The sequence below is a fragment of the Pseudomonas sp. ASL3 genome (genome assembly GCF_056680425.1).
Genome location: NZ_CM155281.1, coordinates 1,454,086 through 1,479,385, shown reverse-complemented (window position 1 = coordinate 1,479,385; position 25,300 = coordinate 1,454,086). Strand labels below are relative to the sequence as shown.

The 25,300-nt window shown below is 59.5% G+C and carries 18 protein-coding genes and 4 pseudogenes; 10 read left to right on the top strand and 12 right to left on the bottom strand.

Annotation, left to right across the window (positions count from 1 at the left end; genetic code table 11):
• Nucleotides 1–44: 44 nt before the first annotated feature.
• The 5 genes from AC1MEE_RS06700 to AC1MEE_RS06680 form a co-directional block, all read right to left on the bottom strand.
• Nucleotides 45–3,143 carry an efflux RND transporter permease subunit gene (locus AC1MEE_RS06700; RefSeq protein WP_480414530.1) on the bottom strand — a complete coding sequence of 1,033 codons (3,099 nt, stop codon included), beginning with the start codon at nt 3,141–3,143 and terminating at the stop codon, nt 45–47.
• A complete protein-coding gene (locus tag AC1MEE_RS06695) occupies nt 3,140–4,252 on the bottom strand; it encodes an efflux RND transporter periplasmic adaptor subunit (protein ID WP_480414529.1) in 1,113 nt (370 codons plus the stop codon). The genes AC1MEE_RS06700 and AC1MEE_RS06695 overlap by 4 nt, the downstream gene beginning before the upstream one ends.
• Before the next feature lie 30 nt (nt 4,253–4,282).
• Entirely contained in the window at nt 4,283–5,797 is a 1,515-nt protein-coding gene (locus AC1MEE_RS06690; protein WP_480416168.1) for an efflux transporter outer membrane subunit, read from the bottom strand.
• A gap of 117 nt (nt 5,798–5,914) precedes the next feature.
• A complete protein-coding gene (locus AC1MEE_RS06685) occupies nt 5,915–6,130 on the bottom strand; it encodes a hypothetical protein (protein WP_480414528.1) in 216 nt (71 codons plus the stop codon).
• A 280-nt stretch (nt 6,131–6,410) separates the two neighbouring features.
• On the bottom strand, nt 6,411–9,308 hold the full coding sequence (locus AC1MEE_RS06680; RefSeq protein ID WP_480414527.1) for an ATP-binding protein: 2,898 nt from the start codon (nt 9,306–9,308) through the stop codon (nt 6,411–6,413).
• A gap of 467 nt (nt 9,309–9,775) precedes the next feature.
• Between AC1MEE_RS06680 and mhpA the strand changes: the two genes are divergently transcribed.
• Together mhpA and AC1MEE_RS06670 are read left to right on the top strand one after the other, a co-directional pair.
• Nucleotides 9,776–11,434 carry a bifunctional 3-(3-hydroxy-phenyl)propionate/3-hydroxycinnamic acid hydroxylase MhpA gene (gene mhpA, locus AC1MEE_RS06675; RefSeq protein ID WP_480414526.1) on the top strand — a complete coding sequence of 553 codons (1,659 nt, stop codon included), beginning with the start codon at nt 9,776–9,778 and terminating at the stop codon, nt 11,432–11,434.
• A gap of 1 nt (nt 11,435) precedes the next feature.
• Nucleotides 11,436–12,080, top strand: a complete 645-nt coding sequence (locus AC1MEE_RS06670) for a TetR/AcrR family transcriptional regulator (protein WP_480414524.1) — start codon at nt 11,436–11,438, stop codon at nt 12,078–12,080.
• A 22-nt stretch (nt 12,081–12,102) separates the two neighbouring features.
• Here the strand turns inward: AC1MEE_RS06670 and AC1MEE_RS06665 are convergent, their stop codons facing one another.
• Nucleotides 12,103–13,338, bottom strand: a complete 1,236-nt coding sequence (locus tag AC1MEE_RS06665) for an NADH:flavin oxidoreductase/NADH oxidase family protein (protein ID WP_480414523.1) — start codon at nt 13,336–13,338, stop codon at nt 12,103–12,105.
• Nucleotides 13,339–13,703: 365 nt separating this feature from the next.
• Between AC1MEE_RS06665 and AC1MEE_RS06660 the strand changes: the two genes are divergently transcribed.
• The 6 genes from AC1MEE_RS06660 to AC1MEE_RS06635 all read left to right on the top strand — a co-directional run bounded on the left by AC1MEE_RS06660 (nt 13,704) and on the right by AC1MEE_RS06635 (nt 21,734).
• Nucleotides 13,704–14,318 (top strand): TetR/AcrR family transcriptional regulator, encoded by a 615-nt coding sequence (locus tag AC1MEE_RS06660; protein WP_480414522.1) that lies wholly within the window; start codon nt 13,704–13,706, stop codon nt 14,316–14,318.
• Between the two features lie 88 nt (nt 14,319–14,406).
• The gene (locus AC1MEE_RS06655) at nt 14,407–15,498 is read left to right on the top strand and encodes a VOC family protein (protein ID WP_480414521.1); all 1,092 of its coding nucleotides are present in this window, start codon (nt 14,407–14,409) and stop codon (nt 15,496–15,498) included.
• Between the two features lie 82 nt (nt 15,499–15,580).
• Nucleotides 15,581–16,537, top strand: a complete 957-nt coding sequence (locus tag AC1MEE_RS06650; RefSeq protein ID WP_480414520.1) for a fumarylacetoacetate hydrolase family protein — start codon at nt 15,581–15,583, stop codon at nt 16,535–16,537.
• A complete protein-coding gene (locus AC1MEE_RS06645) occupies nt 16,537–18,438 on the top strand; it encodes an acyl-CoA synthetase (protein WP_480414519.1) in 1,902 nt (633 codons plus the stop codon). Before AC1MEE_RS06650 ends, AC1MEE_RS06645 begins: the two co-directional genes overlap by 1 nt.
• Before the next feature lie 161 nt (nt 18,439–18,599).
• A complete protein-coding gene (locus tag AC1MEE_RS06640; RefSeq protein WP_480414518.1) occupies nt 18,600–19,919 on the top strand; it encodes an outer membrane protein transport protein in 1,320 nt (439 codons plus the stop codon).
• 939 nt (nt 19,920–20,858) lie between these two features.
• Entirely contained in the window at nt 20,859–21,734 is an 876-nt protein-coding gene (locus AC1MEE_RS06635; RefSeq protein ID WP_480414517.1) for a DNA/RNA non-specific endonuclease, read from the top strand.
• A 559-nt stretch (nt 21,735–22,293) separates the two neighbouring features.
• Here AC1MEE_RS06635 and vapC read toward each other — a convergent pair.
• Together vapC and vapB are read right to left on the bottom strand one after the other, a co-directional pair.
• A complete protein-coding gene (gene vapC, locus AC1MEE_RS06630; RefSeq protein WP_480414515.1) occupies nt 22,294–22,701 on the bottom strand; it encodes a type II toxin-antitoxin system tRNA(fMet)-specific endonuclease VapC in 408 nt (135 codons plus the stop codon).
• Nucleotides 22,701–22,931: a type II toxin-antitoxin system VapB family antitoxin gene (vapB, locus tag AC1MEE_RS06625; RefSeq protein WP_480414514.1), complete on the bottom strand. Its 231-nt coding sequence runs from the start codon at nt 22,929–22,931 to the stop codon at nt 22,701–22,703. The genes vapC and vapB overlap by 1 nt, the downstream gene beginning before the upstream one ends.
• Nucleotides 22,932–23,071: 140 nt before the next feature.
• Here vapB and AC1MEE_RS06620 point away from each other — a divergent pair.
• Nucleotides 23,072–23,337: pseudogene (locus AC1MEE_RS06620) on the top strand (toprim domain-containing protein); the annotation flags it as partial.
• Between the two features lie 104 nt (nt 23,338–23,441).
• Here the strand turns inward: AC1MEE_RS06620 and AC1MEE_RS06615 are convergent.
• A pseudogene (locus tag AC1MEE_RS06615) lies at nt 23,442–23,678 on the bottom strand (ATP-binding protein); the annotation flags it as partial.
• Here AC1MEE_RS06615 and AC1MEE_RS06610 point away from each other — a divergent pair.
• Nucleotides 23,674–23,925 (top strand): annotated as a pseudogene (locus tag AC1MEE_RS06610) (ATP-binding protein); the annotation flags it as partial. The pseudogenes AC1MEE_RS06615 and AC1MEE_RS06610 sit on opposite strands and share 5 nt — an antisense overlap.
• A gap of 16 nt (nt 23,926–23,941) precedes the next feature.
• Here the strand turns inward: AC1MEE_RS06610 and AC1MEE_RS06605 are convergent.
• From AC1MEE_RS06605 to AC1MEE_RS06595, 3 genes and pseudogenes are all read right to left on the bottom strand, one after another.
• Entirely contained in the window at nt 23,942–24,097 is a 156-nt protein-coding gene (locus AC1MEE_RS06605; RefSeq protein WP_480416395.1) for a hypothetical protein, read from the bottom strand.
• Between the two features lie 93 nt (nt 24,098–24,190).
• A pseudogene (locus AC1MEE_RS06600) lies at nt 24,191–24,367 on the bottom strand (DUF5615 family PIN-like protein); the annotation flags it as partial.
• Nucleotides 24,364–25,044, bottom strand: a complete 681-nt coding sequence (locus AC1MEE_RS06595; RefSeq protein ID WP_480414513.1) for a DUF433 domain-containing protein — start codon at nt 25,042–25,044, stop codon at nt 24,364–24,366. The pseudogene AC1MEE_RS06600 and the gene AC1MEE_RS06595, both read right to left, overlap by 4 nt.
• Nucleotides 25,045–25,300 lie beyond the last annotated feature (256 nt).

Below are 25,300 nucleotides of genomic sequence, written 5' to 3'. Positions count from 1 at the left end.
CTTTCTAGTAGTGGTGAGGTTGGGAGCACAGTGCACGGCACTCATCACTCAGAAGCGAGCGCGGCGTCCCCCCTCACCTGTTGGGTGCCAGCGGCCGTCTGGCGACCCACCTTGAACCATGCGGCGTACAGCGCCGGGACGAAGAAGATCGTCAGTAGCGTCGCCACGGTAAGGCCGCCCATGATCGCAATTGCCATCGGCCCCCAGAACACACTGCGCGTCAGCGGGATCATTGCAAGCACGGTGGCCAGCGCCGTCAGCATCACCGGACGGGCCCGGTGAATGGCGGCATCGAGCACAGCATTCCACGGGTCGCGCCCTTCTGCGATCTCGGTTTGCACCTGGTCGATCAGGATCACCGAGTTGCGCATGATCATGCCACCCAGTGCGATGATGCCCAGGATCGCGACGAAGCCCAGCGGCGACTGAAACACCAACAGCGCCGGCACCACACCGATCAGGCCCAGCGGTGCAGTCAGGATCACCATCCACATGCGAGAAAAGTTCTGCAGTTGCAGCATAAGCAGCAGCAGGATCGTGACCAGCATCAGCGGGGCCACCGCGAGCAGCGCCTTGTTGGCCTTGTCACTTTCCTCCACCGCGCCGCCAACGTCTATGCGGTAGCCCGTCGGCAGCTTGGCTTCGATGTCCTTAAGCAACGGCTGGATCTCCTGCGTCACCGATACACCCTGCTCGCCATCTTTCACATCGGCACGCACGGTGATCGCCATGTCGCGGTTGCGGCGCCACAGCACCGGCTCTTCCAGCTCAGAGTGCACCTGTGCGACTTGCGACAGCGGCACCACCGTGCCCTGGCGCGTGTATAAGTTGATGTCTTTCAGTGTGTCGAGGTTCAAGCGTTCCTCAGGCACGGCACGCGCCACGATGTCGATCAGGTCCTCGTGCTCACGCAACTGCGACAAGGTTGCGCCGTTCATCACGGTCTGGGTCGCCAGCGACACGTCGGCCGGCGTGAGGCCCAGCGCGCTCGCCTTGTCCTGATCAAGCTCCACTTTCAGCGTGCGAACCGGGTCGTTCCAGTCGAGCTGGAGGTCACGCACCTTCGGGCTGGACCCGACCACCTTTTCTACCTCGCGGGCGACTTTGCGCACTACCTGGGTATCGGGGCCCACGATGCGGAACTGCACTGGGTAGCCGACGGGCGGCCCCAGTTCAAGCCGGGTTACGCGCACCCACGCCTGAGGGAATTGCTGGTCGGCTGCGGCCATCAGCCGCGCACGTACCCGCTCGCGCGCGTCCAGATCCTTGGTCATCACAACGAACTGGGCAAAGCCCGGATTCGGCAGCTCGGGATTGAGCGAGAGATAGAAGCGCGGTGCGCCGGCGCCGGTGTAGGCGGTGAAGTACTTGACCTCCTCGTCCTTCGACAACTCCGCCTCCATGCGCTTCACCTGCTCGGTGGTCGCCGCGAAGGACGAACCTTCTTTCATGCGCAGGTCGACGACCAGCTCAGGGCGCGAACTGTTGGGGAAGAACTGCTGCGGCACAAACTTAATGCCGGCCAGAGCAAGCACCAGGGCACCAAACGTTGCACCGATGACAACCCAGCGGCGCTCAATGGCGGTGTCGATCAGGCCGCGCAGCTTGCGGTAGAACTTCGAGTCATACGGATCGCCGGCATGCTGGTGCTTGCCGAAGTCATTGGGCAGCATCTTGACCGCCAGGTACGGCGTGAAGATACCCGAGCAGATCCACGAGAACAGCACCGCGGCGCCGACGATCCAGAAAATGCCACCCGCGTACTCGCCGGTGGTGGACTTCGAGAGGCCGATGGGCAAGAAGCCCACGACGGTGATGAGTGCGCCGGTCAGGCGCGGCATGGCGGTGGACTGATAGGAGAAGGCGGCCGCCTTCACGCGGTCCATGCCGGCCTCCATCTTCACCACCATCATTTCGATAGCGATGATCGCGTCATCGACCAGCAGGCCGAGCGCAATGATCAGTGAGCCGAGCGAGATGCGCTCAAGGTTCCAGCCCATTGCCAGCATCACCAACGCCACGCCACCCAACACCAGCGGCACCGAGGTCGCGACCACAAGACCTGTGCGCCAGCCCAGACTGGCCAGGCTCACCGCGATCACGATGATCAGCGCCTCCATCAGCGACCGCTCGAAGTCCCAGATCGCGTCCTTCACTGTGGAGGGCTGGTCGGCCACGCGCTCCAGTTCCACGCCGTGCGGCAGCTCGGACTGGATCTTGTCGACCGCTGTCTCCATCGCCTTGCCGAGGTCTACGATATTGCCGTCGTTGGTCATCGTGATGCCGAGCATCAGCACCGGCTGGCCATTGTGGCGGACCGTGTAGGTTGGTGGATCCTCAAAGCCACGCGAGACGGTCGCGATGTCGCCGAGCTTGATCAACCGGCCGCCCGCGGTGATGGGCACGTTGCGGATAGCGTCTTCGCTGGCGAACTGGCCGCTCACGCGCACCATGACGCGGTCGCCGTTGGTGTCGATCTGGCCTGCGGGCAACATGGCGTTCTGGCTCTTGAGGCTTTCGGCGATGGCCAGCGGTGTAATGCCCAGCGCTGCCAGGCGTTCGTGCGAGAACTCGACGTAGATACGCTTGGCCTGCTTGCCGATGACATCGATCTTCTTGACCATCGGTACCTTTAGCATGCTGCGCTTGATGTCCTCGGCCGCGTCCGACAGGTCGGCATGGCCGATGCCGTCGCCCTTGACCGCATACATCAGGCCATACACGTCGCCGTACTCGTCGTTTACGATTGGGCCGATCACGCCGTCAGGCAGCTCACGGTTCAGGTCGTTGAGTTTCTTGCGCGCCTGATACCAGGCCTCGCGCTGGTCGGCCTTGGAGGTGCCGCCGCGCACGGTAAGCGTCATGCCTGCGTAACCTTGCCGCGCGTAGGTGACCACCTTCTCGAAGTTGTCGATCTGCTCGAATTTCTTCTCCATGCGATTGAGGACCTGGTCTTGCATCTGCTGGGCGGTTGCGCCCGGCCAGATGACGATCGCGGTCATGGAGGGCACGGAAAAGTTCGGGTCCTCGAGCTGACCGAGCCTGGTGAAGCTGAAGACGCCGGCCACCGCTACGATGAGGAGCATGAACAGGACGATGGCGCGATGGCGCAGCGCCCAGTCGGTGAGGTTGAAGTTGTTCATCGGGCGGCCTGCTGCGTGATATTCGCGTCAACGATCGCCGCGCCGGGGAGCGCGACCTTGAGTCCGGACGTCATCTTCTGGACCCCGGCGGTAACGACCAATACGCCAGCCTGCGGCCCGGAGACGAGCACCTCGTCGTTGCGGTAGCCCCACACCGCCACAGGCATCAGTTCGACGGTGCCTACCGGATCCTTGCCCGCGGGCGTGACCACCCACAGCGCCGGCTGGCCGCCGCTTTGCGTCAGTGCCGTGGCCGGCACCGCCGCCACCGATATATGTGTCATCTTGCGCTCGGCCATTACCGTGGCGGTGGCGCCCAGTGGCAGCGCCTTCACCGGCTTAAGCCGCGCGCGATAGGTGCGCGTCTGCGCCGCCGCCTGCGGCGACAGCTCGCGCAGCGTGACATCGAAGGTCTCGTTCGGCGCACTGGCCAGCGAGGCCTTGAAACGCGCCTCCTTGAAGACGGACAACTGATCCTCGGGTACATCGACGACGATTTCGGATTCATCCGGATTTGCAATCGAGACAACCGGTTGACCCTCTGCCACGACTTGCCCCGCCTCAAAGCGTACAGACGTGACGACACCACCACGAGAGGCGCGCAGCACGGTGTACTTGAGTCGGTTGCGCGCGAGTTCGAGCTTTCGCGCCTCGGCTTCGGCGTTCGCATGAGCGGTCCGGGCATTGGTATGGGCACGCTCGTCGTCGGCCGCACTGACCGAGCCGTCAGCCTTCAGCGCGGTCAGGCGCTGGCGCTCCGAGTCGGCCTGGTGCGTCTGCTCGACGGCAACCGCCCACTGCTGTTGCGACGCTTCTTCAGCGAGGCGGTAGTCACTGTCGTCCAGCACAGCCAGTATGTCGCCTTCGCGCACAAACTGGCCTACATCGACCTTGCGCTGGGCTACCTTGCCGCCCACGCGGAAGGCCTGGTCGACTTCATGCCGCGACTGTACGGTGCCCACGTAGCGACTGACTTCGCGGGCATTGTCGTAGTTAATTTCAACGGTGCGTACCGGCCGTGGTGCCTGCACGGTGGGCTGGTCCGGGCTACACGCGGACAGCATGACGGCTACGGCCAAGGCGCCGGCCGCAGTAAGGGAATTCTTCAAGGCGGTTCCTCTTTGAAAAACGACAGGTTCTTAGGAAAGTGGTGGTCGGTCGGCTTCGGTGGCTGCAGTGGGGTTGGCGGGTTGTTCGAACACCTGCCAGCCCCCGCCCAGTGCTTTGTAGAGCTGCACGCTATCGAGCAGCATCCGGGTGTTGCTGTCGTTGGCGCTCAGGCGCACCGCCAGGCGCGCCCGTTGCGCGTCCAGCAGCGGCAACAGGTCGATCTGCCCCTTATCGTAGAGCGACTGCGCGTGGCTCAGCGCAGCCTCCGCGGACTCGGTGGCCGAGTGCAACGACTCGGCGCGGTGGCGTTCTTGCGCCTGCGTGACGAGGGCGTTCTCCACGTCCTCGAGCGCCCGCACAATGCCGTCCTCGGCGCGAAGTAGTGCCTCACGCTGGCCGCTCTCGGCGACCTCGTTGATCGCGCGCGTGCGCCCGGCGTTGAAGATCGGCATGGTGAGCAGACCGGCCACGTTGGTGAAGCGGGCGGCGCCGAGATCCAGACCGTTCATCTCAAGGCCCTGGCGGCCGTAGGATGCACCGAGGAACAGTCGCGGGAACCACTCGGCCGCGGCTTGTTTACGGCGCGCATTGGCGGCATCGAGCTGCGCCATCAGCGCCAATACATCAGGTCGGCGTTGTAGCAAGGTGGCGGGCTGCCCCTGCCGCGCCTCGGGCGCCACCACGTTGCCACGGGAGGGCTGGATGCTCGTGGCGTTAAAGGCCTGGTCACCGATCAGCACTGCGATGCGGTGCCGCGATACGGCTGCCAGCGTCTCCAGCGGTGGGATCTGCGCGCGCGCCGATGCGGCATCGGTCTGCGCGCGCTCGACGTCGAAGGAAGTTGCCAGCCCTACACGGTGGCGCGCGTTAACCAGGCGCAGTGTTTCGTCCTGCGCCGCCGAGATCGCGCGTAATGTTTCGACCTGGCGCAGCGCGCCGACCAGCGTGAAGTAGTTGCTGGCGACGTCGCTCATCACTAGCAGACGCACACCACGTACACCGTCCTCTGCAGCCAATGCCTCGGCCTCGGCCGCGGTCGCGCCAGCGCGCAGGCGTCCGCTCAGGTCAAGCTCCCACGAGACGTTCAGGCCCGCGCCGACGGTCTTGGTGTCTGGAAAGCCCTGCTTCTTGGCAGTGTCGTAGCTGCTGCTGCCGTCGGCGCCGAAGGCGGACACGCCGACACTCGGAAACAGCCAGGAGCGACTGATCGTCTCGCCGGCGCGTGCGGCGCGCACGCGCTCGGCGGCGATCTTGACGTCCCGGTTCTCGCGCATCGCGCGGCGCACCAGATCCGTCAACACCGGGTCGTTGAAAGTTTTCCACCACGCAGCTTCGGGTTCCATCTCGGAGGCGGTGCTTGCGGCGAACTTGGCCGGTAGGTCTACCGACGGCTTGGCGACCTCCGTGGAGCAACCGGTCAAGACCAGGGCGATAGACGCGGCGAGCGCCGCACCAACGACGACGCCGAGCAGGCGTTCAACATGTTGCAGGGGCGTCTGCCCGGCGTAGCGGATCAGCGGATGGGAGGTTGGAAGTCGCGGCATCGGATTGGACTCGTGTAGATTCGAGATTGCATCAGCGTAGGGCCCGGTGTGCGCGAAGTCGTCAGCGAAGCGTCGCCGTTCGGTCGCCATATCGAGCGCTCATTCATGTTGGAGACGTCACTCGCCGTCGGCATCTGCCGTGTGCTCGCCGGCCGCCGACACGAGGTCCGAGGCAATCGACTCCAGCAGCTCTTCGGCGGACGAAAACTCGCGCTGACGTCCGGTGACCAGGTTTTCGAGGCGGCCCACGAGGGCCCCCGGCGCGGCATCGCCACGCAGCTTCACTACGTACGAGCGGCGGCTCGGGTACTTGGATTCAGGGTTCAGGCTCATCGCAGACCAAGGGATCAAGAAAGTTCGACGACAGCGTAGGCCGCCCCCTGGGTCAAGTCGTAAGCGAAAGGTCAGACTTCGGTCAGGACAGGCACCCGCGCGCCAAAAGCGGCTGGCGCATGAGCGTCAAGCTCATCCCTGGAACGGGCTCTCCCTGCCCTGCCCGCTGAGCAGAGACAGCGATCACCGGAACGCTGGCGGCCACGCGGTTCCTGACCCACGCTGCAGTGGCGCGATGCCAGTCCGCCAGGCAATGAATGAAGGGTGCGCACCTGTCGCTTCAAGCCAAATTAGCAGCTTGAAGCAGCGAGCGCGCACGTTTCACCAGCTCGGTTCCGTCAGTTTCGGGTAACTGGTCAACCAGCGTCGCCAATGCCTGGCGGTCCTCGGCCGTGGCGTCGTGGTGCTCGCACAGCTCGACCAGCGCGAGCAGCTCCAGCCACGGTGCTTCCTGGGCGCGAGCCTCCTCAACCGCACGCCGCACCGCGGTATTGCCGGCATCGAGCCGGCCCTGCATCCGCGCAATCGCTGCCTCCAGCAGCAATAGCTGCGGCAGATACACGCGCTCGCCCAGTTCCTCCCCCACCCGTAGTGCTTCCTCTAGCTCGACTTGCGCGGCGTTGCAATCACCTGCCAGCAGCAGCGCCTCGGCGGCGTAGCCGAGCACTTCGCTGGCACCGGAGCGCATGCCGAGCCCGGTGTGTTCTTCGTAGGCCTCGCGGATGCGGCGGTAGCCGTCGCGCGGCGCGCCGTTGCGCGCGTCGGCCCAGCCGCGCCACCAGCGGCAAGCCGTACGCCCCAGTGCGAGCGAATACTCATCGACCAGCTTCTGCATGTCGTCAGCCAGCGCTGCCACACGCACAGGGTTCCCCATCCGTACCTCGATCAACACCTCATGCCAGGTGGCGACCAGCCAGGTCATAGGTTGGCGAAGCGCCTGCGCGCGGGTCCGCGCCCGCTGTATGTGGGCTCGGCCTTGCTCAACCAGGCCAGAACGCACGAGTTCTATGGCCAGCATACCGTGCAGCATGACCTGAGGATCGGCCGCAAAGATCTCGTTCGCCCCGATGTCCAGCGGCTCGGCGATAGCGAGGGCGCGCTCTAGCCAACTGCGGGTCGTCTGCGTGCGACCCTGGAGGTGATGCACCTCGCCCTGCACAATGCACGCCGCCAGCAAGAGCACTGGATCGTTCGCCTCGGACGAGAGGGCTTCGGCACGTTCCGCCATCTCCAGCGCCAGCGCATAGTCGCCGCGCAGACCGAGCAGATAGCCGAATCCGTGCAGCAGGCGACCGCGCATTGGATGCTCGGGTACATCCGCTAGCAGCGTGTACGCGCGTTCGAACGCGTTCTTGGCTTGGCTGCCGACACCGAACGTGTGGAAAGCCGACACCCCCTGCAGCGTGGCCAAGGTAATTTCGAGCGCATCGCGCTCCGTCCCTTCTGGTGCCTGCGTCAGCAGGACCAACGCACGCTCAGTGAGACCGATGCACAAGGCCGGGCTGAAGTGCAGCAGCGCGGCTTCTGCGGCCTCGGCGTAGTAGCGCAGCGCGATCATCGGCTGCCGAGCCCGGTCGAAGTGCATTGCCAGCTCCGAGGCAGTAACCGGCACGCCGGCCGTGCGCTCGCGTTCGAGGGCAGCGCCAACCTGGCGATGGAGGTGGGTGCGCAATGAACGCGGCGTGCGGTCGTACAGCACCTGGCGGAAGAGAGCATGCCGGAACAAGTAGGGTAGCTCTACCGTCTCTTCAACTTCGGTGGTCCGCGACCGTGTGAGCCATACCTGCTCGCGCACCAGTTCCTCGCAGGTGTCGGCCACAGAAGCGAGATCGCGCTCAAGGGCCAGCGAAACCGTCTCGACCCGGAATTCGACTCCGCACACCGCTGCCGCCGAGAGCAGCGCACGCTGCTCCTGTCCGAGCTTGGTGATGTAGTGATCAATGATGGCCGCGAGGTTCTCGGGGACCGCCAATCCCACCAGCCGAGCCTCGATGGTGGCGTCGTCGTCCGTTGGATCCATCACTTCACTGATGACTGACGATACGAACAGCGGCACACCGTCGGTGCGCTCGTGTAGGGCACGCACGAAGGCTTCATCGCGCGCCAGCGAGGCCGAACGCAGCGCAACATAGTCAGCGACCTCGGTTTCCGAGAACGGATCGAGCACCACTTCCTCGCACAGACGTTGCAGGCGCAGTTCGTGGCGCAACGAGTTGAGCGGATGATCGAGCGCTACCACCTCGGCGACGCGGAAGCTTGACAGCCACATAAGCCGCGTGCAGCCACGTCGCCGCGCCACATAGTCGATGAGCTGGACCGTCGCCCGATCGCTCCAATGCAGGTCTTCGGTCACCAGCAACAGCGGTCGCTGCTCCGTGTAGCGGTCCAGCAGTTCGCCCATTTCCCGCAGCATGCGATCCGGGCCGATGCCGGCAAGCTCGCGCCGCAATGCGTCTCGCTCCTCCGCAGTGCTCAGCCACGGCAGTTGCAGCAGCCAGGTCGGCGCGACGGCGCGCAGCAGCGCCGGCAGGGTGGGGTCGCTGCGGCACAGATCGGCCAACGCCTCTAGCACCGGCAGGTACGGCTCGCCGGTGCCGTAGTGTTCCACGCAATGGCCGCGTGCGCAGGCGATGCCGCCAAGGCTGGCGAGGAAATACTCGATCAACGTGGTCTTGCCAATCCCCGGTTCTCCGGCGAGCCAGACCACTGCACGTTGGCCGCCGCAAGCCCGCTCCCACGCCCTTTGCAGCTTTGAGACCTCGTCGGTGCGACCGATGAATGACGGCGACGGATGCGTGCCGGCCGCCGGTACCGTCACGGATGCAGGTGGCATCGAAGGTGCGGGGGACGGAACGGCGATGAAGCGATAGCCGCGCCGCGACACAGTCTCGATGAAGCGGGGACGCCTGGGGTCGTCGCCCAGCACCTTGCGGAGATCGCTGATGGCCGTCTTCAGCACCGAATCGCTGACAAACCGATGCCCCCACACTGCATCAAGCAAGGCATCCTTGGTCACCAGCGATCCCGGCTGGCGTGCAAGTGCGCACAGCAGTGTGAAGGGAGTTGGCGCCAATGCCACGGCTTCTCCGTTACGTAACAGGCAGGCGTTGGCCTCGTCGAGCTCGAACTCGACGAAGCGGAGCTGGACTGGGTTCGGATGGGGCTGCGGACGCGCCACGTTTGATTCCTAAAGACTAAAACATAGTTGTGCGCTGTGAGGCATGGCATGTGGACTAAACACCGTAGTGCCCGGCTTCCTGGTCCTGTCAACCAACAGCTTCTTGAACCGACTGTTCTCCAGCCTCAGCTCCAGCGCCTTGGGGGTAGTCCACTCTCTAGTATTGGGCCATTAATCCAATGACAACGCTGATCGGCTCAGAAGCCAAGCCTCACCGGTCGGAAACTGACGCACGCGTGACTTCACTCCTCAGGCATCCGGGATTCATCTCTTCGGACCGGACTCGATTCGCAAGCCCCCTGCCCCCCTCAGCACAGCCCACATGGCCTCATCTTGGTGCGGTAATGATCTCAAAAATTAATGACATAAACATCAATATTGAAATATTCCTCATTTTTGCATACCTTCACATTGCCTGACGATGAGACCTCCGCGTCTCACGACTTCAATCACAACAAGGGCTCGATATGAACAACAACAAAAAAGTTTCCGAACTGCCTCCCTCCGCCGTCGATGTGCTGGTCGTCGGTAACGGTCCGGTAGGTGCGACAATCGCGGCGCTGCTCGGCCGCTATGGGGTAAAGACACTGGTACTGGACAAGACCCATGAGGTGTTGCTGATGCCCCGCGCCATTGCCCTGGACAACGAGGCGCTGCGCATCCTGCAACTCGCGGGATTGTCGGAGGACGCGTTCGAGAAGATCGTAATCCCTGAAGTGAAGATGCACTCCCCGGTTCTCGGGCAATTCGGTCGGGCCAATACCGCGGGGTGCATCGACGGCCATCCTAAACTTGTGACGTTCTATCAACCCGACCTCGAACACGCGATGCGCAGCCAGGTTTCCCGGCTGAAGTCAGTGACCAGCCTGGGCGGCTTCGAGCTCGAGAGCCTGGTCGATGAGTCGGACTGCGTCGTCGCCTCCGTACGGGATCAGGATGGTCACTCGCATTCCGTTCGCGCCCAGTACCTGGTAGGTGCGGATGGCGCAAGCTCCAGGGTCAGAACGCTGATTGGCCAGGAATTCGAAGGACAAACCTATGCAGAGGATTGGCTGATTGTCGATGCCAAGAATCGGCATAAGTCAGCCATTGATCACATTGAGTTTATCTGTGATCCGCGGCGTCCAACGCCTCACATGCCCGCTCCCGGCGGAAGGGAGCGTTGGGAGTTCATGCTACACCCAGGCGAATCCCGGGAAGAGCTGGAAAGCCCGGAAAGCATAGCCCGGCTGATCGCGCCATGGGTCAATCCGCAGGAGCTGGAAATCGAGCGCAAGGCGGTGTATCGATTCCACGCGCGCTGCTGCAACAAATTCAGCAAGGGACGCATCTTCCTCGCAGGCGACGCAGCCCACGTTACCCCGCCCTTTGTCGGGCAAGGTCTTGTAGCGGGACTTCGAGATGGCGCCAACCTGGCCTGGAAGCTGGCCTGGGTCCTTCGCGGCTATGCCGCGCCTTCAGTCCTCGATACCTATGACGTAGAGCGCCGCCCCCATGCCCAAGCGATGATCAATCTAGCGAAACTCATGGGCCGTTTGGTGATGCCCAGAAACAAGATCGCAGCTTTTTTCATCCACGGCCTGATGCGCATGCTGGCGTTGACTCCCGCTACCAGAAGGTACTTCGAGCAGTTGGACATCAAGCCGAAGAACATCTTCAAACACGGTCTGTTCATGCAGCATCGTCGTGGCGACAAGCTGGTTCGTGGCAGTCTGTTTCCCCAAGCCTGGGTTCGCAACATGCAAAAGCAGATCAAACTGAGCGACGATGCTCTTGGAGACAACCTGACCCTGGTTGGATTCGGTGTTGACCCGTTGTCACTGCTGACCACTGCTCAGATCGTTTCCTGGGAAAAAATGGGAGGCCACTTCTTAGAGATCAGAACACGCGGCCAGCGCTCCGGCGGCAGTTGCGACTTCATCGAAGACCTGAACCATGACATCCTGCCGCTGGCTGCTAAAGGAACGCTCGTCGCGGTTCGCCCCGACCGCATCATCATGCACCACGCCCCTGGCGCAGAAGCGGCCAGTCTCCTCAGAGACTGCCGGGGTCTTTTGGCCAGCGAAGACGTCACTGCCGGTAGCATTTCCATTACCATCAACGAGCCCACTCGATTGCGAGCTTGAAATGCATTCCCCCACACCTCCTTCAGAAGCGGTTGCGCCACCACCCCTTACGAGAGGCCATAAGAAGCGTGAACGCACCCGCCGCGGCCTGGTGGACGCGGCATTGCGTCTTGTCGCACGTAAGGAGGTGGGGGAGATTGCACTGCTCGAGGTAGCCGCAGAGGCTGCGGTATCCAACGGCACCATCTACAACTACTTCCGAACTCGCGACGAAGTACTCGAGGCGGTTGGCATCGCCATGGCAGCCGAGTTCTCCGATGCCATTTCCGCCCTGAGCTCGGACGTGCACTGCGGCGCACAGCGGCTTTCGATTGGCGTGCGCATGTTCGTATGCCGGGCCGCCGACGACCACCAGTGGGCCAACGCACTGCTGCGCATCATCCATTTCGATCAGGCCATGCGCTCGCGATTGGCTGCCCATGTGCTTGGCGACCTGCGTGAAGGTCTGCGTGCGGGCACTTTCGCTTACGAGGACGAAGGGATCGCCCTGGACATGGTCGTATCCTGCACAACCGGAGCAATGCGCTCGGTTGTCGAGGGGCGCAGGGTGGCGGAGCACGATCTGCGGGTCGCCGAGATGATTCTCAAGGCTCTGGGCGTAACACCTGCCAGAGCCAAGCGAATCGCCGGTAAGCCGCTACCCTAGTCCTGATGTCATCTTCGGCCCGCTAGGCCCGGCCAATCCATTGCCGATAGTTCTTCGCCTGGCGACGAGATTTCAGCTGATTGCCGATCAATGCTATGAGTGGCGACGTCCTGGGTTTTGTCCGCTTCCCTTGGCTCAACAAGCCGAGCTGCTTCTTGACGACCGACGCCAATGCAAGCGATGCCAGCGCCTTGTTCTTCCAACGCACGACGATGGGCTCCACTTCGGTGTTCTGACCTGCCATCCACTGGCTTGGCAGGGCCGGCTCGATTGCCAGTGCAGTGGCAAGCCCCACCATCGACACCGAGCCGCTCACCACTCGCTCCGCGACCTCCTTTCTACGCACGCCGCCGGTGACCATCAGCGGCATGCGCGCTATTTCTCCTATTCTTTCCGCGAACTCGAGAAAATAGGCTTCTCGAGCCAAGCAGCTGCCATCGCGGGTCTGCCCCTGCATCGCCGGGCTTTCGTAGCTGCCACCTGACAACTCGACCAGGTCGACCGCCTTGGCGTTGAGCATTTCCACCACGCAAGCCGCATCCTCGGCATCGAAACCGCCTCGCTGAAAGTCCGCGGAATTGAGCTTCACAGCGACGCAAAAGGTCGGCGCCACTCGCTGACGTATTGCGTCGATGGTTTGCAGGAGAATTTGCGCACGATTTTTCAGGCTGCCACCCCAGCGGTCGCTACGTCTGTTGGTCAAGGGCGAAAGGAATTGGCTGAACAGGTAGCCATGCGCGGCATGAATCTCCACGCCGGTGAATCCGGCACGCTCGGCCAGCGCTGCAGCATGGGTATAGCGCTCAATCAGCTCTTCGATCTCCTGCTCATTCAAGGCCCTGGGAGGCACAAAAGCCTTTGATAGTCCGGGAATGTCGACGGCAACCGCGGAGGGCCCCCGTGCCGATTGCCCCATTGAAGCCAATAGCTGCCGTCCGGGATGATTGATTTGCATCCAGGCCTGGGCTCCACGACTGCGGCAAGCGTCGGCCCATAGCCTGAATTTGCCCAGGTTCCGATCGTCCTCAAGCACCACGCCAGCCGGTCCGGTCAAGGCGCGGCGATCAACCATGACGTTGCCAGTGATGATCAGACCGGCCCCACCGTCCGCCCAACGCCGATAGAGCCTGGCCAGCGCTTCCCCTGGAGCGTGATCCTCATTGGCAAGGTTCTCCTCCATGGCAGCCTTGGCGATTCGGTTTGGAATCACCGCGCCGTTAGGCAATCGAAGCGGTTCGAAGAGCTTTGAGCCGGTCATGTTCTGTCCTTCAGTTAATGAAAAGTCGGCCAGCCATCGCCGAGGGTCAATACCTAAGGAGCACCGTCGGGCACGGTGCTCCTTAGGTTTGTTGAGGTCCTGGTTTACATCGATGGGCCGGTTTGATGGCCCTATCGAGAGGGCCAGCCAGAAGCACGATGAGCTGAACATGCGTGTCCAGTCAAGTCAATGTATAGAAATCTAAAGATCCTTCCTTGACTTTGCCTATCACCCTGAACATCCAGAATTTCAGGGCATATAACGGTTTTCATTGTGAAAAACGTACTTAATTCAAAAAACATTGTTGACGACAAACGAACACGCGTGTTCAATTAAGGCATAAGGTAATCCTGGAGAGAGAAACCGTGGAATCCCTAAATCCGACACAGCGCCGCATTCATCAAGCCGCCTTTCGCCTGTTCGCTGAAAAAGGCACCTCTCAGGTGAACATCCTCGACCTTGCGCAAGAGGCAGGAGTGGCGCGCGGAACGATCTATAGCAACATCGACAGCATGGAAAGCCTATTCGAGGCGGTCGCCAGCTATCTCGCGAGGGAGATGCATGAGCGCGTCAATAAGAGCTTCAATTCCCTCTCCGATCCGGCTCAGCGACTTGCCAATGGCATTCGATTCTTCATTCGTCGAGCTCACGAGGACTCCCAGTGGGGGGCATTCATACATAAGTTCGCCATGAGCAATTCTTCGTTGCGCGAAATGTTTAGCAGCCAAGCGACTACGGATCTTCTGAGCGGACTTTCCAGTGGGCGGTACACGTTTCAGCAGGAGCAATTGCTCTCAGTACTGACGCTGATTTCGAGCAGTGTCCTCGGCTCAATTTTCCTGGTGCTGGAAGGGCACAGAACGTGGCGCGAATCGGGCTCTGACACCGCCGAGTTGGTACTGCGGGCATTGGGTGTGCAGCCAGAGGAGGCTCGTGCGGTGGCGACCAAAGAGTTGCCAGCACTTCCCTCTCTCGACTGAGCTCGTAAGCGATTCAACTAGACAACACCCCTGGTATTTTCAGGGGTGCGGGGACAGCTTTACCCTAGAAACCCGGAAAACAAGAACAATGAACAACAAAAATGAAATGCCCCCGTTGGCGACACAACAACCTGCCCGGCATCCGCAGCCGACGGTGAAGGCCCAAGATCTGACTCACCTGATCTTTCAAAGGCCGGACTTGAATGAGGCGGCCCGATTCCTGACTGACTTCGGCCTTTCGGTACGTCAGAAGGATGCTGATACGCTCTACCTACGCGCCACCGAACCCACTCCATACTGTTACCGTGTCCATCGTGCAGAACATGCACGTTTTATTGGGTTCGGACTGGCAGTCCAGTCTCTCAAGGATCTGGAAAAGCTGGCTCGAATCCCAGGCGCGTCACCGGTAGAGAAATCGGAACATCCTGGTGGCGGGTATTGCGTCAGACTGACCGATCCTTCCGGTTTCATTGTGGAAGCCGTTTGCGACCAGACTCCAAGTAAAACGCAGGTACACAGAGCTCCTCTTGCTTGGAACCTGGCGCAGGAGCAACCGCGAATCAACGCCACGCAACGCTCGCCGATTGCTCCGCCTGAAGTACTCAAACTTGGCCACATCGTAATTGAAGTGGCCGACTACCAGGCGACCTGTGCCTGGTATACGCAGCATTTCGGGTTTATTCCCAGCGACGTGCAGGTACTTCCCGACGGCACACCTATCGTCGCCTTCATGCGCCTTGACCTCGGTGAAATTCCCGCGGATCACCATACGCTCGCGATAGCGCAAGGGTTTATGGCTACCTATAGCCATAGCGCCTATGAGGTCGTCGATGCAGACGCGGTGGGCATGGGGCAGCGCGTCCTGCGGGAGCGGGGTTGGGAACACGCATGGGGAATCGGCCGACACATCCTGGGCAGTCAGATCTTCGATTACTGGCAAGACCCTTGGGGCGATAAGCACGAGCATTACTGCGACGGGGATATCTTCACGGCCGTACAGCCTACAGGCATTCATCCCGTGAGCCCCGAGGCAATGGCGCAGTGGGGGCAGCGCATGCCCAAGAGTTTTACAAAACCCAAGATGAGCTTGACCAATCTGCGTGCGCTGATCCGTAACCTGCGACGCAGCCCGGACCTGACAATTCGCAAGTTGATAACGCTTATGCGGATGTTCGGGTAGATCCGCCAGCCCTTCCACAGAACAACACCACAGTTCTCGCGCCACCGAGCGCGGGACAAACGCCGCTCCAGGAGTACCTTCAATGTCTGCTGTACACGTAGTCCGCTTTGAGTTTCAGAACGGTATCCACTGGGGCGTGCTACGCCAAGGCCGTATCACGGTTATCCCCGGTGCTTTTGAAACCACCGGTGACTTCATTCGCCAGAACAGTATCGACGACCTCGCTCAAATGAAAGGTACGGAGTTGGATGAGGGCGAAGTGAAACTGCTGTCGCCGGTGACCCGTAACCAGCAGTTCGTCTGCCAGGGCGCCAACTACCGTCAGCACATGATCGAGTCGGGCATGAACCCGGATGCGAAGAAATTCAACATGATCTTCACCAAGGCGACGAGTTGCCTGGTGGCGGCTGATAGCGACCTGATCAAGCCGCGTACCGTGCGCTTCCTTGACTACGAGATCGAACTGGGGCTTGTGATGAAACGCGCGATCACTGGCGCTGTTGCTGTCACCGACGCCAATCTGCATGAGTTCATTGCAGGCGTCGTCATTGTCAATGACTACTCGGCTCGTGACATTCAGATTCCCCAGATGCAGTTCTACAAGGGCAAGAGCTTCCGCACTTTTGGCCCGGTCGGTCCCTACCTCTGCCTTCTGGATGCCAAGGACATGCATTACCTCAAAGCACTGCAGCTGCGCCTGACGGTCAACGACCAGGTGCGACAGAACGACAGCACCGCCAACCTGGTTTACGGCCCCGCTGAAACCCTTACCGAGCTCTCCTCCCTGCAAGATCTCGCCGCTGGAGACCTGATCGCCACCGGCACCCCTGCGGGCTGTGCTCTAACGGTACCTTCGCCGGCCAAACAGCGCATTGCGGCCCTGATGCCAGAAGCCACCAAGTGGAAACTTTTCCTCAAGGCGCAGGAGGGCCGGACGCAGTATCTCAAGCCAGGTGACGTGGTCGAGGCGCGCATTCGCAGCGCCGATGGCGTGATTGACCTCGGCGTGCAACGCAACCGAGTCGTGGGGGAAGCCTGATGGTAGTGCAGACCCTGAGCGACATCGAAAGTCTCGAACAAGTCCCCTTGTCGGAGCGTGGCCTGGCTTCCAGCACTTATGAAGCGCTGCGACATGCGGCCGGGTGCACTCCCGACGCGCCCGCATTGAGTTTCTTCGCAGACGCCACAGACTTCAAGAGCACCCACGACTGGAGCTATTCCGAGCTCTTCGCGGATATCACTCGCGCGGCAAATGCCTTCCATGACCTGGGCATAAAACCGGGCGAGGTGCTTGCCTTCATCCTGCCTAACCTGCCGGAAACCCACTTCACTATATGGGGCGGGGAGGCGGCGGGCATCGTCATGGCGATCAATCCTCTGCTCGAGGCCAAGCAGATGGCTGGCTTGCTGAATGCCGCGAAAGCATCCGTGGTGGTGACGCTCGCGCCGACTGCGGGCAGCGATCTGTGGCCTAAACTGGCTTCGCAGCTGGATCAGTTACCCGCGATCAGGTCTGTCGTTTGGGTCAGCATGGAGCCCTATGTCGCCGAACCTGTGCGTGGCGCCCTGAAAGCCGTGGCACTGAAGGAACGAGACTTACACAGCGGTATCGCGATTCACGATTTGCTATCGCTGATGAATGCTCAGCCGCACACATACCTGAAGAGTGGTCGGCAAATCCGCCAAGATGAATGCTCCTCCTACATCTGTACTGGCGGCACCACCGGGCTCCCCAAGATCGCCGCGCGTACCCATGGCTCGGAAGTATTCAATGCATGGGCCATGGCCGCTCACTTGCAGCCACGCAGCAGTGGCCAGGTTATCTTTTGTGGCCTGCCGCTATTTCATGTCAATGGACAACTGGTTACTGGACTGATGCCTTGGACTCAAGGCGACCATGTGATCCTTGGGACGCCTCAGGGGTATCGTGGCGAGGGGGTGATCCCACGATTCTGGGAGATGGTCGAGCACTTCGGTATCAACTTCTTTTCCGGCGTACCAACTGTCTATGCTGCACTTTTACAAAATGAATGGCAGGGCCGCGACCTATCCAGTCTTCGCTATGCAATGTGTGGCGCCGCACCAATGCCGGCTGAGCTTCTCCGAGAATTCGAGCGCCGGACCGGGCTAAAGATCCTTGAAGGTTACGGTCTTACAGAGGGCGCCTGCGTTTCCTCAATCAATCCGCCCTATGGCGAGCGCCGTATCGGCTCCACTGGGATACGGATCGCCTACCAGGATATGCGCGCGGTCTTGCTCAATGATTCTGGAGAGTACCTGCGCGACGCCAACGTGGATGAGATCGGCCTCATCACGATCAGTGGTCCGAACCTCTTCGGTGGCTATCTGGAGGAGCGTCATAACCAGGGCCTTTGGATCGATATCGACGGTCAGCGATGGCTGAATACGGGTGATTTGGGGCGCCAGGATGCGCAGGGTTACTTCTGGCTGACCGGACGTAAGAAGGAGTTGATCATCCGCGGCGGCCACAACATCGATCCCAAGCAAATTGAGGAGGCCCTGCAGGCGCATCCTGCCGTCGCCTTAGCCGCTGCAATCGGCAGCCCCGACGTTTACTCGGGCGAGGTGCCGGTCGCCTACGTTCAACTGCGACCCGGGCAAGCCTGCAACGCCGAAGAACTTGAGGCGTTCGCTCATCTCAACATCAGCGAGCGGGCAGCAGTTCCCAAGCGCATTGAAATCCTCGAAGCACTGCCACTGACTGCCGTGGGCAAGATATTCAAGCCCGCCTTGCAGCAGCGGGAGATTGCCAGAGTGGTCCATCAGGAAGTGGAACGCCTGGGGCTTTTGGATATTGCAGTGGAGGTCGTGCAGGATAATCGCCGTGGGCATGTCGCATGCATCAGGGCCGGAACTAGCCAAGAAGTCCTGGCTCCCCTCCTGGGGCACTATAGCTTTCAAATCGAGTGGCTTAATTGAGTTCCTGATTCGCATCTGTAGTGCAGCAATGATGCCCTGGTACTGTTCAGCCAGGGCCTTTTACACAACTTCTATCAACTCCAACCGGCACTGACAGGTGCACAGGAAGGCGAAGCCTTGCCTGCGTGCAATCAACAAAAACAATAAATAAGAGGTGGAAAATGAAACTGAATAACCGTGCGATCCCGTGTCTCTCTGCGCAGCGAAAGTGTGCTGCCTGGATTAAGTTCACCAGTGCCATGGCACTACTCAGCGCCTCTACAATTGCGGGCGCCAATGGCATTGCCCTTAACGAACAAAGTGCCAGCAGTGCGGGAACTGCTTATGCGGGAAGGTCGTCGTCCGCGCTGGACGCCAGCACCATCTATGGAAATCCTGCTGGCTTGACCAAGTTGCAGCGCAGTGAGATTTCCGGCGGGGCCGCGATCGTCTCGGTGAGCGACGACATTAGTGATGCGCAGGGCAGTGCTCCAGGAACGAATAAGGGGAACTCGGTACCTTTGGGGGTCGTGCCCTTCTTCTATATGTCGACGCCGCTTGATGATCGTCTTTCGATTGGTCTGGGCCTCTATGCTCCGAGTGGTCTGATCAATGACTACGAGAGCACTTTTCAGGGCCGCTACCATGGTTCCTATAGCACGACCAAGGAGATAACCCTTCAGCCCACCATCGCCTATCGGATCAATGATTACGTGTCCATTGGTGGCGGACCGACCATAAACCATTTCAATGCAAATCTTCAGAATTACTTGGCCACCGGCGCCCTGAACAACGGCCAGGACACACAGGTCACCATCAAGGGCGATGACACGGCACTGGGCTACAACCTCGGCCTCTTGGTTGACTTGAGTGATGCAACGAGTTGGGGGCTTAACTATCACTCGAAGGTGAGCTATCAACTCAAAGGGCATACTACGGTTTCCGGCTCCCCGGCTGTTCTCCCGGTGGACGGAAGTTATCCCGCCAAGATAGCTATTGTTATGCCCGAATCAGTGGATACGTCCATCACCCATCATTTCGATAGTCGCTGGACTGGATACCTGGGGGCCACCTGGAAACGTTGGAGCCGGCTCGATAAATTCGAGGCAATCAACAGCGGTGTTTCCCCCGTTGGCCAGAGTGTCGGCCTGGGGAGTGTGGGCGAACCATTGAACTGGCACGACACCTGGGCCACCGCGGTTGGTGCATCCTATCAATTGAGCCCGCAATGGCTGATGCGCGCAGGCTACGCCTATGATCCGTCGCCCGTTGGAAATGCCGATCGCAGCGTGCGTATTCCGGTTGGTAACCGCCAAGCCGTGACCTTGGGCGGCGCTTATTTGCCGAATCCCGATCTGACGATAGACTTTGCTTATGGTTATCTCTGGGATTCCAAAGCCTCGGTAAACCAGCCGAACACCTCCGGTCTTCAACCTGCATACAGTGCCAATTACGAAAACAGTGCGAATGGAGTTTCAGTGCAGGCAACCTATCGGTACTAATCGACACGACACCCCTTTTTAAGGGAGCCCATTTTCGAAAGCCTTCCTGAAAGTTCACCTTTAATCGATAGGCAACTATCCCAGCGGGGTCGTGATGCAGTTCCGCCTGTCAATCAGTACCAACTGCCGCGAACACTTTCGCGGTAGTTGGTGGGTTGTCGGCAATAACCCATTTGAGAATGTGCCGTTCGATTTGCAGGTCCCGTCACCTTCAATGAATCGCTTCATGATCCCCCCTGCGAAAGATACTCAAGGGTAAGAGACGGTTGTTGACCCAGCTTTGCCAGTCGTCACCGGCTGCTTCTGGCCGATCTCTGCCGGTGACCACTCGCAGCAGCGGGTCGGTTCCGGTCATTCGTGACTGGCAGCAACCGACCCAGGCTGTGTGAAAACGCAAGCACCGTTTTAAAGTCATCGCTTCTACGTTAAATCTGTCAGCGTTCGGTTAGTCAGCAGACCTGGAATTTGCGTAGGAACGCAATTATTGGGACCATCGTTGATGAGTGTAGTGGTCAACAAATTCCGGACATATCGCTAGTTCGCTCTTCTGCCATTTTCCGTTAGCGGGCGGTAGAAACCCACTCATGCCAGGGTAAACATGATGAAAGCTGAAACCTCAGCGCGAACTTTTTAGAACGGTCGGGATCTACGTACAGGGCTTCAAAGAACCCAGCAAAATGACCCACGGTGCGGTTGTTATCAATGACCAGCTACATGTCGGCGTGCATCCGGCGAAGGCCCACGCTGTCCCTTCTACACGGCTCAGCAGCAAGGGACAGCCTTCGTGTTCGGGACTGACCGAACCCGCATTGCTGGTGTGATCAAGGATATTGAAAACATGCTCGCCGCAACATAACCAGAAACCGCTTCCACCCAAGCCCCGTGATTAGGGGCTTTGCTGTAAGTATCCCCTCTCAATCCAATTCGAAGATTTTAAGCATGAACCTACGCAAAATTGCAGTGGGGCTGTCGGCCCTTGTTTTGTTCTCGACGGGTGCGGCAGACGCTCGCAGCCTGCTGGACTTCATCAAACTGCCCAGCCAGCATGAAGAGCAAGGGTCCCGCTCTGGCTCAATCAGCCAGAACGCGGCGATTGACCTCTATTCAAGCAAACAGAAACAGGCATCGTTTGATGGGTGTGCAGACCTGTTCCCGGCAGCCAAGCCGATCAACATGGCCAGTGTGCCTGCAACGATGAAGCCCTTGGCCCTGTGTTCCGACAACTTTGCGGTGCTGTACTCGCAAACCAGCAAGACTCCGTTGGTTGTGGTGGAGCGCCTTAATTCTGCCCAGCTACAGGACGCCAAGGGGGAGCAACGAACCAACCAGTTCTATCCGGACCCACGCATTCCCAAGAGCGGGCGGGCAGAGTTGAGCGACTACCATGGCCAACATCCGGCAGTGGATCGTGGCCATCAGTCCCCGGCAGCAGATGCACCGAACCCGAATGCAATGGCCCAGTCCTTTGCGCTTTCGAACATGGTGCCGCAAGACCCAACCAATAACCGGAAGATCTGGAGCAAGGTCGAGTCTGACGTCAGAAAGTTCGCGAAGCGAGCCGATGGCAATGTCTTTGTCTTTACCGGCCCGCTCTTTGACGCTGGCCATACCACTGTTGGCGACAACAAGGTCTGGGTACCTACCCGCCTGTTCAAGCTGGTCTACGACGCTTCGTCCAAGCGGGCCTGGGCCTACGTGCTACCCAACGCGGAAACCCGCATTGAGAGGCCGATGGACTATGAGACTTTCGTGAAGACCACGGGACTCAACCTGCTGGAAAATCTACCGGTCTCTGGTTCGGTGGTTCGCTCTTGATCTTCGAGAGTCCACTTCCCTATCAAAAGGCCGTCCGCCTATGCTCGAGCAGCTTTCTACGCCGCGGTGTGCCTAAGAGATCGGCGGCTGACTCAGCATGAAGAGCTCCCTGCAGAGCTCTCAGCGGCCCCTCTGAATCAGAGCCTTTTGCTTTTTTCCAGCTCAGCTTCCAGATCATTCATCCCTCAACGATTTGAATTTCAGGAGAGCCTTTTTGCTTTTCCGCTCCCTGACAGCCTTTTCGGGTAGGCCTCTTACCCTTGGCCTCCATTCCCTTCTCGCCCTTCCTTTTTGGCGGTGGCTATATGGCCTTTTCGGGGGCCACGTCACAATGTGGTAGGAAACTGGTTTCTCCAGTTTCCTTTTTTGATCGAAGGATGGTGGTGCTGGCAATATCGCTGAAGAGGATTTCTTTGACCGTGCTCATGCGAGCGAGGGGAACGAGCCTCATCCCTGATCTGGGATGTCATGGTGCCAAGGCACAAGCAGGTTGTGGACTGTGGAGTTATTACCCTTAAAATCGTCGTTTTTACGCTCTGTATGTAAGTCGCTTTGTTCGTTAGCGGGTCGTCACCCAGTCCTCAATACGTAATCCAACCACGCGATCAAATTCCCGAATGTTGTTTGTCACGAGGACCAATCCCAGAGATCGGGCGTGGCCGGCAATCATCTGGTCGTAAGGGCCGATAGGCTTGCCCAGTTTCGCCAACTCGGCCCTTAGCTGACCGCTATGAACGGCCGCTTCATGGTTGTAATCAAGCACCTCAAGTCTGGCAGCGAAGCCCTCGACAACCGCCAGATTCCGCTCCGGGGTCGCTGATTTTTCTGCACCGTAGATCAATTCCATCAAGGTAATGGCACTGATGCACAGCTGACCGTGATGGAGGCTGAACGCCTCACGAACCTCCTGAGGTTTATTCTTGATGGTAAAAATGCAAATGTTGGTACCCAGCATGTACTTGAGCATCAGAGCCCCTCGCGCTCTTGATCAATTGGTTGCTCACGCTCAGCCATGAAGTCAGCGCTTACGCTTGCGCCATCGAACCAACTATCCCATGACTCGCCAGCTGGCGTAATAATTCGGGTACGCCCCACCGCAACGACATCTACTCGCGTCACTCCTTCAGGAAAAGCGACCGCTTTGGGCAGGCGTACAGCTTGGCTTCGATTGCTTTTGAATATGGCGGCTTGCTCCATGATGCGCTCCTTGGATATGCCTGCTGGACCTCCAATTGTAGTTAGCACTTGGTATATATCAATGGGATATACCATTCAAGTCGGCTAACCGATAATACTCGCGCCTATTCCTCTGCGAAAAGCCCTCCCAAGGCAAAGACATCGCTCGCGTCCTGGGTGCAACCAAACGTGGCGACGGCTGCCTGATCGGTGATTCCGTCTGCGTCACCTGGTGCATTGGCCACTTACTCGAAACCGCCCCGCCGGAGGTGTACGACGACCGCTACAAGTCCTGGTCGCTGGAGCATCTGCCTATCATTCCCGGCGACTGGAAGGTTGAGGTCAATCCAAAACGGCTACGCAATTCAAAGCAGTGAAAATGCTTTTGCGTGAGGCCAGCGAGTTAGTGATTGCCACAGATGCTGATTGCGGATTCCACGCCATCCGGCCAGTCATTCCACGTACATCCGGCCACCTGTTCCACGCTCATCCGGCCAGGCAGTCGGAGCGCAGCGACGCAGGTTCGCATTGTTAGTCTGAAGTCCCCTCCGTCGTCAATTTCGTCGTGCGCCTGCGCATCGATTCGCCCTTCAGTTCGATGCGGTAAGCGTTGTGCACCAGCCGGTCGAGGATTGCATCGCCCAAGGTCGGATCGCCGATCAGCGCATGCCATTTGTCCACCGGCATCTGGCTGGTCACCAGCGTCGAGCGGTGCCCGTAGCGGTCGTCGATCACTTCCAGCATGTCGCGTCGTTGCGCAGCGGTAAACGACTGGGGTCTGGCACCGCTGGAAGAAAACGCCCGGCACGACTTGCTGGAAGTGATCGACGACCGCGCCGGCTCCCGGTCGACGGTACTGACCAACCAACTGCCGGTCGATCACTGGCACGGCTGGATCAACGACCCGACAGTGGCCGACGCCTTGCTGGATCGGCTGGTGCACAGTGCGTATCGAATCGTGATGAAGGGCGAGTCGTTGCGACGTAAAAAGACGGAAGAAGAAGCGGCATCGTGACCGATGCGGTTAGAATTTAGACCCCGCGCAATCGGGTGGAGGAACCGGTCACGTTGTTAGCGAAATGACCGGTCACGATGAGCGAAATACGCACCATACTGAGCATGTCCTCGATACTTGCCAGGTCTTCCAGGGCGATACCGAATAGGTAGTTTTGAGTCTCATAGGTCATAGGGTGAACCGAGTTCAGGCAAATCAAGCCAGGATGCACCTCTTGGTGGAGATATAGCCCGCCTGGGCTGACGAGGCCTTTTCCGCGAAAATCCCTCGCATTGGCAGTGACCAAAATATAGTCGTGCCCGATCGCGCAACTGACGATGTCTGGATCCTTGAAACCCAGCCATCCGCGATCTCGAACACAACTGCAGTCCAGACCAGCGTTGTAAGCGTTTTGGACCAACCTGGGACTCAGACACTCATCCAGTAAAAGCCGATGAGTCATTGGCCACCCTTAGTGGAAGTGATGACCCTCCGCACTACATGACCTTGGGAGGTTTTCGGAACTGAGATAGCCTTCGGCCGACCGCGACGCGGATGCGTTTTCGCGTAGATTCTCGCGTCCTCGACAAGCTCGAGCGTCAAGAACCCATAGTCTTCCTTGAGCACCTCGAACGGGGTGCCTTCGTCGAGTGAAGCAATGACGATATCGATGGGGACCCGTGAACCTTTGAAAACAGGCACTCCGCCCATTATGTCAGGGTCAGTTATGACGACAGACTCAGCCTCCCTCAAATGCTCGAGGCGTTCTTTCACAAGGTTCATATGCTTTTCAAAACTGATTTCGTAAAGATCGGTGGACACACGTAGAGCCTGAGCATCAGGAAAAAGCTCCATCGTAACCAGACGCTCGGCCCGCGGTGAGCTCCGCAACCTATCTGTAAAAGCCTGAATAATTTCGACACGGGCCTTTTTCGAAAAAACGTCTTGGGCTGCCCGATTGAAGCTCATCAGAACTGCGGCCAAAGGCGCATACAGCCGGTAACCAGTCAGTTTTCGTCGGTAGACATAAAAGGCCGGCAGGATATTTTCATCAACAGCTTTATTGACCTCCTTCTCGGTCAAACCACTGAGATAGGCGACCTCGGCGGGCATCATTGACTCACGGACGGCAGCGACCATCAGGGGCTCCTAATAATTATTCCTTTCACCGGGTATAATAATAGCCATGTCTGTCTCAAGCACAACTGGTAGCCGACAACCTGCCCAAACGATGAAATGCAACATTCGCCAGGCTTGACACAGCACAGGTCTTTTCTCACTCTAGGTCCATGTCTCGCTGACGCCGTCAGCAGGATGCCCAGGTAGCCAGGATCTTCAAGGTTACGACGCGGTATTACGCGTTGATCGCCCCAGGATCGCCATCAGCATTCGTCAG

Coding starts and splice junctions, on each gene's coding strand:
- AC1MEE_RS06605 (WP_480416395.1), bottom strand. CDS start 24,097: ATGACCTATGAGACTCAAAACTACCTATTCGGTATCGCCCTGGAAGAC.
- AC1MEE_RS06650 (WP_480414520.1), top strand. CDS start 15,581: ATGTCTGCTGTACACGTAGTCCGCTTTGAGTTTCAGAACGGTATCCAC.
- AC1MEE_RS06655 (WP_480414521.1), top strand. CDS start 14,407: ATGAACAACAAAAATGAAATGCCCCCGTTGGCGACACAACAACCTGCC.
- AC1MEE_RS06665 (WP_480414523.1), bottom strand. CDS start 13,338: ATGACCGGCTCAAAGCTCTTCGAACCGCTTCGATTGCCTAACGGCGCG.
- AC1MEE_RS06690 (WP_480416168.1), bottom strand. CDS start 5,797: ATGCCGCGACTTCCAACCTCCCATCCGCTGATCCGCTACGCCGGGCAG.
- AC1MEE_RS06700 (WP_480414530.1), bottom strand. CDS start 3,143: ATGAACAACTTCAACCTCACCGACTGGGCGCTGCGCCATCGCGCCATC.
- AC1MEE_RS06640 (WP_480414518.1), top strand. CDS start 18,600: ATGAAACTGAATAACCGTGCGATCCCGTGTCTCTCTGCGCAGCGAAAG.
- AC1MEE_RS06595 (WP_480414513.1), bottom strand. CDS start 25,044: ATGGTCGCTGCCGTCCGTGAGTCAATGATGCCCGCCGAGGTCGCCTAT.
- AC1MEE_RS06635 (WP_480414517.1), top strand. CDS start 20,859: ATGAACCTACGCAAAATTGCAGTGGGGCTGTCGGCCCTTGTTTTGTTC.
- AC1MEE_RS06670 (WP_480414524.1), top strand. CDS start 11,436: ATGCATTCCCCCACACCTCCTTCAGAAGCGGTTGCGCCACCACCCCTT.
- mhpA (WP_480414526.1), top strand. CDS start 9,776: ATGAACAACAACAAAAAAGTTTCCGAACTGCCTCCCTCCGCCGTCGAT.
- vapB (WP_480414514.1), bottom strand. CDS start 22,931: ATGGAGCAAGCCGCCATATTCAAAAGCAATCGAAGCCAAGCTGTACGC.
- AC1MEE_RS06685 (WP_480414528.1), bottom strand. CDS start 6,130: ATGAGCCTGAACCCTGAATCCAAGTACCCGAGCCGCCGCTCGTACGTA.
- vapC (WP_480414515.1), bottom strand. CDS start 22,701: ATGCTCAAGTACATGCTGGGTACCAACATTTGCATTTTTACCATCAAG.
- AC1MEE_RS06645 (WP_480414519.1), top strand. CDS start 16,537: ATGGTAGTGCAGACCCTGAGCGACATCGAAAGTCTCGAACAAGTCCCC.